The sequence below is a fragment of the Pseudomonas sp. M1 genome (assembly GCF_022760135.1).
Lineage (GTDB): Bacteria > Pseudomonadota > Gammaproteobacteria > Pseudomonadales > Pseudomonadaceae > Pseudomonas > Pseudomonas citronellolis.
This window is the reverse complement of the sequence record NZ_CP094343.1, coordinates 1,215,687-1,227,697: the sequence shown is the minus strand read 5'-3', so window position 1 is coordinate 1,227,697 and position 12,011 is coordinate 1,215,687. Positions and strand designations below refer to the sequence as shown.

Here is a 12,011-nt window from a genome sequence, read left to right as displayed (position 1 = left end):
TAACGTCGCCGCACTCTCTTTCGCCCCGGGCGGACTACCCCCTACGAGGGATGTCAGTGCCCCGGCGCTGGCCTAGTCTGACTTGCAACGACAGCCATATGGAGGGACCGCCAGACGAGATGATCTGCCTTTCCAACCACGGTTATCCAGCGCAGACATGCGCCCAGGCCCCAGCGAACCGCTCATTTCGCCGGGGCCTTTTCTTTGCGGGACGGAAAAGCACGACCGTAGGATGGGTTGAGCTTGCGATACCCATCGGGCCGGGGTGATGGGTATCGCTTCGCTCAACCCATCCTACGAGGGGCGTTCTTTACTTTGGCTCAGCCGCCGCTGAGGTTCATGAAGCGCAGCACCTGCACATCGCCGCCGGTGCTGAATTCGTGGCGGGCGGGCTTGCGTTGCAGGGCAGCGTGCAGGGCGTCGAGGATCGGGCCGTCGTCCAGCGGGTAGCGGCGCAGCAGGCCGCGCAGGTCCACGGAGTGCTCGTGGCCCAGGCACAGCAGCAGGCGGCCTTCGGCAGTCAGGCGCAGGCGGTTGCAGGTGGCGCAGAAGTTGTGCGAGTGCGGCGAGATGAAGCCGATGCGCGTGCGCGGGTGCTGCGCCAGGCGCACGTAGCGCGCCGGGCCGCCGCTGTGTTCGGCGCTGTCCAGCAGTTCGAAGCGCTCGGCGATCAGTGCGCGCACTTCGTCGCTGGAGCAGAAGCTCTCCTCGCGGTCGCGGCCGACCTGGCCCAGGGGCATTTCCTCGATGAAGCTGATGTCCAGTTCGTTGGCGATGGCGTAGTCCACCAGCGCCGGCACCTCGTCGGCGTTGCGCCCCTTCATCACCACGCAGTTGAGCTTGATCCCGGAAAAGCCCACCTCCCGCGCCGCGTCTATGCCGCGCAGCACCTGGTCGAGGCGGCCGGTGCGGGTGATGGCCTGGAAGCGCTGCGGGTCCAGGGTGTCGAGGCTGATGTTCAGGCGCGTCAGGCCCGCGGCGCGCAGGTCGCCGGCCAGGCGGACGAGTTGCGAGCCGTTGCTGGTCATGCACAGTTCGCGCAGGCCTGGCAGCGCCGCCAGGCGTTCGCACAGGCCGACGATGCCGGGGCGCACCAGCGGCTCGCCGCCGGTGAGGCGCAGCTTGCGCACGCCGCGTTCGACGAACAGCCGGGCGACGCGCTCGATCTCTTCCAGGGTCAGCACCTGCTGGCGTGGCAGGAAGCGCATGTTCTCGGCCATGCAGTAGACGCAGCGGAAGTCGCAGCGGTCGGTCACCGACAGGCGCAGGTAGTCGATCTTGCGGCCCTGGCCGTCGATCCAGTCGGACATGTGGGTGCTCCGGTTGATGCGTTGGCGAAGGCGGACGATCCGGCCCTCTCCCCAACCCTCTCCCTGAAGGGAGAGGGGGCTGTCCAGTGCGGCGATAAACTCCGCCGCCTCACTGCACCAGCGGCGAGTCCGCGGCGTCGAAGGCGAAGCCCTCGATGTGCGCCTCGCCGGCCAGCACGGCGATGTACTGGCTGACCGCGCGCTGCAGCACCTGGGCGCGCAGGTAGGCGGCGATGCGCGGGCGGGCTTCGGCGAAGGGCAACGGTTCGCCGCCTTCGCGCGCCAGCAGTTCGACCACGTGCAGGCCGTAGCGGCTTTCCAGGGGCTGGGCCAGCAGGCCGGGGGTTTCCCGCAGCAGGCGTTTCTCGAATTCGGGCACGGTCTGGCCCGGCTCGATCCAGCCCAGGTCGCCGCCTTCGTCCTTCGACGGGCAGGCGGAGAAGCGCATGGCCTTTTCGGTGAAGCGCTCGGGCTGTTGGCGCAGCTCTTCCAGCAGGGCCAGGGCCTGTTCGCGGGCCTTGGCGCGGCCTTCCAGGTCGTCCGGGGCGCAGGCCAGCAGGATGTGCCGCAGGCTCATGCGCCAGGGGCTGGTCAGGCGGCCGGGGTTGGCCTCGTACCATTGCCGGCAGCTGGCTTCGTCAGCCTCGGGTGTCCCTACGTCACGCTCGACCAGGGCACGGATGCGGGCTTCCTCGGGCGCCTCGCCCTCCTCCGCCTCGGCGCTGATGCCCAGCGCGTCGGCGCGCTGCAACAGCAGCTGGCGCACCACCAGCGCGCGGCAGGCGGCGTGCAGCGCCTCGGCGTGGCTGGTGGCCGGGTGGTACTGGAGTTCGCGGGCCAGTTCGTCGGCGTCGATGGCGATGCCGTTGACCGCCAGCTTCGGCAGCTCGACGTGTTCGACGCGGTTTTCGTAGTGGGAGCAGCTCATGGGGTTCACCTTCGGGCGGCGGATAACCGCGAACGGTTATCCGCCCAGTGGGTTGGCGCGACTGTTCAGGCCGCGCGGCTCTTCTGGCGGACCACCTGGTAGCGGCGGCCCAGGTACCACACCGGGGCGCTGACGATGTGCACCAGGCGGGTGAAGGGGAAGAGCACGAACAGCGTCAGGCCGAGCATCACGTGCAGCTTGTAGACCAGCGACACCGGGGCGATGGCCTCGGCCGCGGCCAGCGGCTGCAGGGTGACCACCGACTGCGCCCAGTCGGCCAGCATGACCATCACCGAGCCATCCAGGTGGTGGGTGGAGGCGACGATGGTGGACAGGCCGAGGATCAGCTGGGCGTAGAGCACCAGCAGGATCATCAGGTCCGAGGCGTTGCCGGTGGCGCGCACCCGGGCGTCGGTCAGGCGGCGCAGGATCAGCCCGGTCAGGCCGATGAAGCAGAGCACGCCGAAGAAGCCGCCGGAGACCATGGCCAGCAGTTGCTTGTGCTCGGTGCTGATCAGGTGCTCGTAGACCGCGTGCGGCGTCAGCAGGCCGACGAAGTGGCCGGCGAGGATGAACAGCACGCCCACGTGGAACAGGTTGCTGTACACGCGCATGCCTTTCTTGCTCAGCATCTGGCTGGAGCCGGCCTTCCAGGTGTATTGCGACAGGTCGAAGCGCGCCCAGCTGCCCACCAGGCAGATGAACAGGGCGACGTAGGGGTAGACCCCGAACAGCAGGGTATTGAACGACATGATCAGGCTCCTTGGCTGGCCACCCGGCGCGGCGGCACCGGCTGGGCGACCCATTGCAGGGGTTGTTCGAGGGCGCTGGAGGGCTGCCGCGGGTTCGACGGGCAGCCGGCGGCGGGTTCGCCGAAGCTCACCTGGGTTTCCTCCCAGGCCTTGTCCAGCGCCTCCAGGCTGTCGTCGCGAGCCTCCTGCTCGCAGTCGCGGTGCAGCCCGGCCAGGTCCGGGCGCTCGCCGGAGAGTTCCAGCAGGCCGTGGAACACCGCCGCGTAGGCGCTGCCGCGCTCGTCCAGGCGCGTCGCCAGCAGGGCGAGGATGTGCGCCACCTCGGCCAGGCCGACGCGCGCGCCCTCGGCGTCCTGCAGGGCGAGGAACTCCAGGTACAGCGGCAGGTAGTCCGGCAGCTCGTTGACGTGGATGGCCAGGCCCGCGGCGTTGTAGCGGTGCAGCAGGTCGACCATGGCCTGGCCGCGGTCGCGGCTCTCGCCGTGGACGTGCTCGAAGAGCAGCAGCGAGACCGAGCGGCCACGTTCGAACAGGCCGTCGTAGCGCGCCTGCACGTCCAGCAGGTCGCCCTGGCAGAGTTCGTTGAGCAGCGCGGCGAGGCCGTCGCGCTGCACTTCGGGCAGATCGCTGGTGCGGATCAGCGCGTGCAGCGCCAGGCTTTCCTCGCGCACTTCCGCGCGCGGGTAGTCCAGCAGCAGCGCGCAGAGCTTGAGCAGTTGGCTATGGCTGTGGCTGTTCATGGTCGTCACTCCTGGATCTGCACGGTCTGGATGACGTTGCGGCGATCCACCGGCTTGCCGCCGAACAGGTTCACGCCGGAGTTGCCCGAGCAGCCGCTGCCGAAGCTGAAGCCGCAGCCCGAGCGCTCGGCGAAGGCGTCGGAAAGCGCCTCCTCGCGGTGCGCGGTGGGGATGACGAAGCGGTCCTCGTAGTTGGCGATGGCCAGGTAGCGGTACATCTCCTCGACCTGGCTGACGCTCAGCCCGACCTTGGCCAGCACGTCCAGGTCCTGCTTGCCTTCCACCTGTTCGGCGCGCTTGTAGGCGCGCATCGCCAGCAGGCGCTTGAGGGCGCGCAGCACCGGCGCGGTGTCGCCGGCGGTGAGCAGGTTGGCCAGGTACTGCACGGGGATGCGCAGCGATTCGACGTCCGGGATCACCCCGTCGCTGCCGATGTGGCCCTCGGCGGCGGCGTTCTGGATCGGCGACAGCGGCGGCACGTACCAGACCATCGGCAGCGTGCGGTATTCCGGGTGCAGCGGCAGGGCCAGCTGCCAGTCCATGGCCAGCTTGTACACCGGCGACTTCTGCGCCGACTCGATGACGCTGTCCGGCACGCCGTCCTTGTGCGCCTGCTCGATCACTTTCGGGTCGAACGGGTCGAGGAAGATTTCCAGCTGCTTCTGGTACAGCTCGCGCTCGTCGGCGCAGCTGGCCACTTCATGGATGCGGTCGGCGTCGTAGAGCAGCACGCCAAGGTAGCGGATGCGCCCCACGCAGGTTTCCGAGCACACGGTGGGCTGGCCGGCCTCGATGCGCGGGTAGCAGAAGATGCACTTCTCGGACTTGCCGCTCTTCCAGTTGAAGTAGATCTTCTTGTACGGGCAGCCGCTGATGCACATGCGCCAGCCGCGGCACTTGTCCTGGTCGATGAGGACGATGCCGTCCTCCTCGCGCTTGTAGATCGCCCCGCTCGGGCAGGACGCCACGCACGCCGGGTTCAGGCAGTGCTCGCACAGGCGCGGCAGGTACATCATGAAGGTGTTCTCGTACTCACCGTAGATGTCGGCCTGGACCTGGTCGAAGTTCTTGTCCTTGCGCCGCTTGGCGAACTCGGTGCCGAGGATTTCCTCCCAGTTCGGGCCCCATTCGATCTTCTGCATGCGCTGCCCGCTGATCAGTGAGCGCGGCCGCGCCACCGGCTGGTGCTGCGCCTTGGGCGCGGTGTGCAGGTGCTGGTAGTCGAAGTCGAAGGGTTCGTAGTAGTCGTCGATCTCCGGCAGGTCGGGGTTGGCGAAGATGTTCGCCAGCACCCGGAACTTGCCGCCGATGCGCGGGACGATGGAGCCGTCGGCGTTGCGCACCCAGCCGCCCTTCCACTTCTGCTGGTTCTCCCACTCCTTCGGGTAGCCGATGCCGGGCTTGGTCTCGACGTTGTTGAACCAGGCGTATTCCATGCCTTCGCGGCTGGTCCAGACGTTCTTGCAGGTGATGGAGCAGGTGTGGCAGCCGATGCATTTGTCGAGGTTCAGCACCATGCCGACTTGCGAACGAATTTTCATGGCGTCTCTCCTCAAATGTCCCGGGGCAGCGGCTGCGGCAGGGCGTCACCGCCCAGGCCGCCATGTTCCGGCTCGTCGAGCCAGTCGACCTTGTTCATCTTGCGCACCACCACGAACTCGTCGCGGTTGCAGCCCACGGTGCCGTAGTAGTTGAAGCCCCAGGCCTGCTGGGCGTAGCCGCCGATCATGTGGGTGGGCTTGAGCACCACGCGGGTCACCGAGTTGTGGTGGCCGCCGCGGGTCTTGGTGGTCTCGCTGCCGGGCACGTTCACGATGCGTTCCTGGGCGTGGTACATCAGCACCATGCCGTCCTTCACCCGCTGGCTGACCACCGCGCGGCAGGTGGCGGCGCCGTTGGCGTTGAAGACTTCGACCCAGTCGTTGTCCTCAATGCCGGCGCGCTTGGCGTCATGCTCGCTGAGCCAGATGATCGGCCCGCCGCGCGACAGGGTGAGCATCAGCAGGTTGTCGCTGTAGGTGGAGTGGATGCCCCATTTCTGGTGCGGGGTGATCCAGTTCAGGGTGATCTCCGGGTTGCCGTTGGGCTTCTTGTTGAACAGCTTGTCGGTGCTGCGGGTGTTGACCGGCGGCCGGTAGCTGACGAAGCCCTCGCCGAAGGCCTGCATCCACGGGTGGTCCTGGTAGAACTGCTGGCGGCCGGTGATGGTGCGCCACGGGATCAGTTCGTGGACGTTGGTGTAGCAGGCGTTGTAGCTCACGTGCTCGTCTTCCAGGCCCGACCAGGTGGGGCTGGAGATGATCTTGCGCGGCTGCGCCTGGATGTCGCGGAAGCGGATCTTCTCCTCTTCCTTGGGCAGCGCCAGGTGCTCGTGCTCGCGCCCGGTGATCTTGGCCAGCGCGTTCCACGCCTTGACCGCCACCTGGCCGTTGGTTTCCGGGGCCAGGGCGAGGATCACCTCGGCGGCGTCGATGGCGCTCTCGATGCGCGGCCGGCCCTGGCTGACGCCCGGCTCCAGCACGCGGTGGTTGAGATCGCCCACCAGTTTCACTTCCTTCTCGGTGTTCCAGCCGATGCCCTTGCCGCCGTTGCCCAGCTTGTCCAGCAGCGGGCCGAGGGAGGTGAACTTCTTGTAGGTGTTCGGGTAGTCGCGCTCGACCACATGCAGGGTGGGCATGGTTTTGCCCGGCAGCGCTTCGCACTCGCCTTTCTTCCAGTCACTGCCGCCGAAGGGCTGGGCCAGTTCGTTGGCGGTGTCGTGCAGCAGCGGCACGGTGACCAGGTCCTGCTCCACGCCCAGGTGGCCGACGGCGACCTCGGAGAACTTCTTCGCGATGGCCTTGTAGATCTCCCAGTCGCTCTTGGCCTCCCAGGCCGGGTCGATGGCGGCCGACAGCGGGTGGATGAAGGGGTGCATGTCGGAGGTGTTGAGGTCGTCCTTTTCGTACCAGGTGGCCGTCGGCAGGACGATGTCCGAGTACATGCAGGTGGAGGACATGCGGAAGTCCAGGGTGGTGACCAGGTCGACCTTGCCTTCGGCGCCCTGTTCGACCCAGTCCACCTCGGTGGGACGCGGGCCGCCGGCCTTGCCGAGGTCTTCGTTCATCACGCCGTTCTTGGCGCCCAGCAGGTACTTGAGCATGTACTCGTGGCCCTTGCCCGAGCTGCCCAGCAGATTGGAGCGCCAGATGAACATGTTGCGCGGGAAGTTCTGCGCGTCGTCCGGCTTCTCGCTGGCGAAGCGCAGGTTGCCGGCCTTGAGCTCGCGCACCACGTAGTCCTGCACCGGCAGCCCGGCGCGCTCGGCGTCGGCGGCGATGCGCAGCGGGTTGCGGTCCAGCTGCGGCGCGGAGGGCAGCCAGCCCATGCGCTCGGCGCGGATGTTGTAGTCCACCGCGTGCTCGGGGAACTGCTTGCTGTCGGCCAGGGGCGAGAGCACTTCGTGCATCGACAGCTTTTCATGGCGCCACTGCGAGCTGTGCAGGTAGAAGAAGCTGGTGCCGTTCATCTGCCGCGGCGGGCGGCTCCAGTCGGTGCCGAAGGCCAGCGGTACCCAGCCGGTCTGCGGGCGCAGCTTCTCCTGGCCGACGTAGTGGGCCCAGCCGCCGCCGCTCTGGCCGATGCAGCCGCACATCATCAGCATGTTGATGACCGCGCGGTAGTTCATGTCCATGTGGTACCAGTGGTTCATCGCCGCGCCGATGATGACCATGGCCTTGCCGTGGGTCTTGTCGGCGCTGTCGGCGAACTCGCGGGCCACCTGGATGGCGCGGGCGGCCGGCACACCGGTGATGCGCTCCTGCCAGGCCGGGGTGTAGGGGGTGTCGGCGTCGTCGAAACCGCGGGCCACGTTGGCGCCGCCCAGGCCGCGGTCGACGCTGTAGTTGGCCATCTGCAGGTCGTAGACGGTGGCCACGCGCAGGGTCTTGCCGTCGGCGCCCTGGATGTCGCGGAAGGGCACGCGGCGCAGCAGCACCTCGTCGTTGTCCACGCCCTTGAAGTGCGGGTGCAGCTGGCCGGCGAAGTACGGGAAGCCCACCTCGCAGGCGTGTTCCGGGCCGTCGATCAGGCTCAGGCTCAGGCGCGTCTCGCGGCCCTGGCCGCCTTCCTTCTCCTCGATGTTCCACTTGCCCGACTCGCCCCAGCGGTAGCCGATGGCGCCGGTGGGCGAGACCAGCTCGCCGCTGGTTTCATCGAAGGCGATGGTCTTCCACTCGGGGTTGTTGTCCTGGCCCAGCTGGCCGTCGAGGTCGGCGGCGCGCAGGTAGCGGGTCGGCTTGAAGGCGCCCTCGCCATGCGGCTCCAGCAGCACCAGCATGGGCATGTCGGTGTACTGCCGGCAGTAGTCGACGAAGTAGGCGCGCGGCTTGTCGAGGTGGAATTCCTTGAGGATGACATGACCGAAGGCCATGCCCAGCGCGGCGTCGGTGCCCTGCTTGGGGTTGAGCCAGAGGTCGGTGAGCTTGGCCACCTCGGAGTAGTCCGGGGTCACGGACACGGTCTTGGTGCCCTTGTAGCGCACCTCGGTGAAGAAGTGCGCGTCGGGGGTCCGCGTCTGCGGCACGTTGGAGCCCCAGGCGATGATGTAGCTGGAGTTGTACCAGTCGGCCGACTCCGGCACGTCGGTCTGCTCGCCCCAGATCTGCGGGCTGGCCGGCGGCAGGTCGCAGTACCAGTCGTAGAAGGACAGGCACACCCCGCCGATCAGCGACAGGTAGCGGGCGCCGGCGGCGTAGCTGACCATGGACATGGCCGGGATCGGCGAGAAGCCGATGACGCGGTCGGGGCCGTAGGTCTTCACGGTGTAGACGTTGGCCGCGGCGATGATCTCGGTGACCTCGTCCCAGCTGGAGCGCACGAAGCCGCCCAGGCCGCGCTCGCTCTTGTAGCTTTTCGCCTTGGCGGCGTCCTCGACGATGCTCGCCCAGGCGTCCACCGCGTCCTTGTGCGCGGCGCGCGCCTCGCGCCACAGCTTGAGCAGCGGCTTGCGCACCTTGGGGTACTTCAGGCGGTTGGCGCTGTAGATGTACCAGGAGTAGCTGGCCCCGCGCGGGCAACCGCGCGGCTCGTGGTTGGGCAGGTCCGGGCGGGTGCGCGGGTAGTCGGTCTGCTGGGTTTCCCAGGTGATCAGGCCGTTCTTCACGTAGATCTTCCAGGAGCAGGAACCGGTGCAGTTCACCCCGTGGGTGGAGCGCACGATCTTGTCGTGCTGCCAGCGCTGGCGGTAGCCGTTCTCCCAGGCGCGGCTCTCGTTGGAGACCTCGCCATGGCCGTCGGCGAATTCGCCCTGTTTCTTCTTGAAGAACTGCAGGCGGTCGAGCAGGTAACTCATCTGTATCTCCTCACCCGGTCTACGCCGGGCGTTCAAACGCTAATCAGGCTCGCGAAACGGGGCTCAGCAGGGGCTTTCCGCACCCTTGCGCGCATACCACCACCAGGTCGCGACTATGCAGCTGAGGTAGTAGGCGACGAACACGTAGAGGGCGCCCTCGGCGCTGCCGGTCATGTGCAGCGAAGTGCCGAAGGCCTTGGGGATGAAGAAGCCGCCGAAGGCGCCGATGGCGGCGGAGAAGCCGATCACCGCGGCCGACTCCATGCTGGCGTTCCGGGCTGCCTCGGCCTCGCTGTAGCCGCCGCGCTTGAAGCGCGCGGCCCACTCGTTGCGGAAGATCACCGGGATCATGCGGAAGGTGGAGCCGTTGCCGATGCCGGCGAAGAAGAACAGGCCGATGAAGGCGCCGAGGAAGCCGAAGAAGCTGCCCGCGCCACCGTCGCCGGGGAGGAAGGCGATCACCGCGAACACCCCGGCGATCATCGCCGCGTAGTTCCACAGGGTGATGCGCGCGCCGCCGAACTTGTCCGCCAGCCAGCCGCCCAGGGGCCGGCTCAGGGCGCCCACCAGCGGGCCGAGGAAGGCGTACTGCAGCGGGTTGATGTCCGGGAACTGCGTCTTGCTGAGCATGGCGAAGCCGGCCGAGAAGCCGATGAAGCTGCCGAAGGTGGCCACGTACAGCCAACACATCAGCCAGTTGTGCTTGCGCTTGAAGATCACCGACTGCTCGCTGAACGAGGCCTTGGCGTCGGCGATGTCGTTCATCCCGAACCAGGCGGCGACGGCCACCACGGCGATGAACGGCACCCAGATCCAGCCGGCGTTCTGCAGCCACAGGCGGCCGTTGTCGGAGAGCTGCTGCGGCTCGCCGCCGAAGCTGCCGAACAGGCCGCCGGCCACCGCCAGGGGCACGGCGAACTGCATCACCGAGACGCCCAGGTTGCCCAGCCCGGCGTTCAGGCCCAGGGCCGTGCCCTGCTGGCTCTTGGGATAGAAGAAGCTGATGTTGGACATGCTGGAGGCGAAGTTGCCGCCGCCGAAGCCGCACAGCAGGGCGATGGTGGCGAACACCCAGTAGGGCGTCTGCGGATCCTGCACGGCGAAGCCCAGCCAGATGCACGGGATCAGCAGCGAGGCGGTGGACAGCGCGGTCCAGCGGCGGCCGCCGAACACCGGCACCATGAAGGAGTAGAACACCCGCAGGGTGGCGCCGGAGATCGACGGCAGCGCGGCCAGCATGAACAGCTGGTCGTTGCTGAAGGCGAAGCCCACGGCGTTCAGGCGCACGGTGACGGTGCTCCAGATCATCCACACGGAGAAGGCCAGCAGCAGCGCGGGGATGGAGATCCACAGGTTGCGCGTGGCGATGCGCTTGCCGGACTGCGCCCAGAACTGCGAGTCCTCGGGGCGCCAGTCGACCAGCAGGGGCCCCCGCGCGGCTTTGAGTTGGGAATTGGCGATCATGCCCATGTCGGCACTCCGTCAGGATTGGCTGGAAGTCAGAGGGGAAAGGTCGACGTCGGCCGTCTGGGCCCGGCCGTCGAGGCGGCGCTGCTGCTTGATCGCGTAGTGCATCCAGACCATGCAGACGATGGTCAGGCCGAACAGCAGCATGAAGCAGGAGGAACGCACGCCGATGTGGTCGGCGGCATAGCCGAACAGGATGGGCAGGCAGAAGCCGCCGAGGCCGCCGATGACGCCGACCATGCCGCCGACGGTGCCCATGTTCTGCGGGTAGTAGTCGTGGATGATGCGGTACACGCTGGCCTTGCCGAAGCCCTGGGCGATGCCGACCACGAACACCAGGAAGGTGAACAGCCAGACGTTCAGGCCCACGCCCAGGCTGAGGTCGCCCTGGATGCCGTGGATGGTCATGGTGGTCTGCGGGTAGGACAGGAAGAACAGGCACACCAGGCACACCCAGAACACGCCCCAGTTCACCGCGCGGGCGCCGTAGCTGTCGCTGAACCAGCCGCCCAGGGCGCGGATCAGGCCCGACGGCAGGGTAAACAGCATGGTGATGAAGGACGCGGTCTTCAGGTCCAGGCCGTACTCGGCGATGTAGTACTTGGGCAGCCATAGGGCCAGGGCGACGAAGCCGCCGAAGACGAAGAAGTAGTACAGGCCGAAACGCCACACCCGCAGCTCGGCAAGCGGCGCCAGCTGCTTGGCCAGGGTCGGCCGGGCGCGGCTGGCGTCGGCCTCGCCGCCCTTGGCGTGGGCCGGGTCGTTCCAGGTGCAGAACCAGAACAGCGCCGCGGTCACCAGCATGGCCACCGAGTACACCTGCGGCACCATGCGCCAGCCGAAGGCGACCACGATCAGCGGCGCCACCAGGTTGGTGATGGCTGCGCCCGCGTTGCCGGCGCCGAAGATGCCCATGGCGGTGCCCTGGCGCTCCTTCTCGAACCAGGCCGAGGTGTAGGCGATGCCCACCGCGAAGGAGCCGCCGGCCAGGCCGACGAACAGGCCCAGCACCAGGTACTGCCAGTACTGCGTGGCGAAGGCCAGGCCGTAGATGGGGATGGCCACCAGCAGCATGTGGATGAAGAACACGATGCGCCCGCCGAAGCGGTCGGTGATCAACCCCAGGGGCAGGCGCACCAGCGAACCGGTGAGGATCGGCAGCGCCACCAGCAGGCCGAACTGCGCCTCGGACAGGCCCAGTTCCGCCTTGATGCGAATACCGATGATCGAGAACATCGTCCAGACCGCGAAATTCACGGCGAACGCCAGTGTGCTCATGCCGAGCACGGAGTACTGTTTCTGTCGATGCGATGCCATGGCCAACACTCATTCGTCGATGCCGTTGGCCGCACGTTAGGCAGAGCCCATTTCGCGTCCGTTGACCGCGATCAATGAGCCCGGGGCCGTTTCATGGGCAGATGTGCGCCGCTACCTACAAATGGGTATCGTCGAAATTCATGCACAACACTTTGATTTAAAAGG

Annotated in this window: 8 protein-coding genes; all 8 read right to left on the bottom strand. The window is 67.3% G+C overall.

Going from position 1 to position 12,011, the window contains the following annotated elements:
* Nucleotides 1-320: 320 nt before the first annotated feature.
* Nucleotides 321-1,310 (bottom strand): GTP 3',8-cyclase MoaA, encoded by a 990-nt coding sequence (gene moaA, locus PM1_RS05490; RefSeq protein ID WP_009616110.1) that lies wholly within the window; start codon nt 1,308-1,310, stop codon nt 321-323.
* Nucleotides 1,311-1,419: 109 nt separating this feature from the next.
* Nucleotides 1,420-2,238, bottom strand: a complete 819-nt coding sequence (locus PM1_RS05485; RefSeq protein ID WP_009616109.1) for a peptidylprolyl isomerase — start codon at nt 2,236-2,238, stop codon at nt 1,420-1,422.
* 65 nt (nt 2,239-2,303) lie between these two features.
* Complete coding sequence (gene narI / locus PM1_RS05480; RefSeq protein ID WP_009616108.1) at nt 2,304-2,990, bottom strand: respiratory nitrate reductase subunit gamma; 687 nt, start codon at nt 2,988-2,990, stop codon at nt 2,304-2,306.
* Nucleotides 2,991-2,992: 2 nt separating this feature from the next.
* The gene (narJ, locus tag PM1_RS05475; RefSeq protein WP_009616107.1) at nt 2,993-3,730 is read right to left on the bottom strand and encodes a nitrate reductase molybdenum cofactor assembly chaperone; all 738 of its coding nucleotides are present in this window, start codon (nt 3,728-3,730) and stop codon (nt 2,993-2,995) included.
* A gap of 5 nt (nt 3,731-3,735) precedes the next feature.
* Nucleotides 3,736-5,271 carry a nitrate reductase subunit beta gene (narH, locus tag PM1_RS05470; RefSeq protein ID WP_009616106.1) on the bottom strand — a complete coding sequence of 512 codons (1,536 nt, stop codon included), beginning with the start codon at nt 5,269-5,271 and terminating at the stop codon, nt 3,736-3,738.
* Between the two features lie 11 nt (nt 5,272-5,282).
* The gene (locus tag PM1_RS05465) at nt 5,283-9,062 is read right to left on the bottom strand and encodes a nitrate reductase subunit alpha (protein WP_009616105.1); all 3,780 of its coding nucleotides are present in this window, start codon (nt 9,060-9,062) and stop codon (nt 5,283-5,285) included.
* Between the two features lie 63 nt (nt 9,063-9,125).
* Entirely contained in the window at nt 9,126-10,532 is a 1,407-nt protein-coding gene (locus PM1_RS05460) for a NarK family nitrate/nitrite MFS transporter (RefSeq protein ID WP_009616104.1), read from the bottom strand.
* Nucleotides 10,533-10,544: 12 nt separating this feature from the next.
* Complete coding sequence (locus PM1_RS05455; RefSeq protein ID WP_009616103.1) at nt 10,545-11,846, bottom strand: nitrate/nitrite transporter; 1,302 nt, start codon at nt 11,844-11,846, stop codon at nt 10,545-10,547.
* Nucleotides 11,847-12,011: the final 165 nt, after the last annotated feature.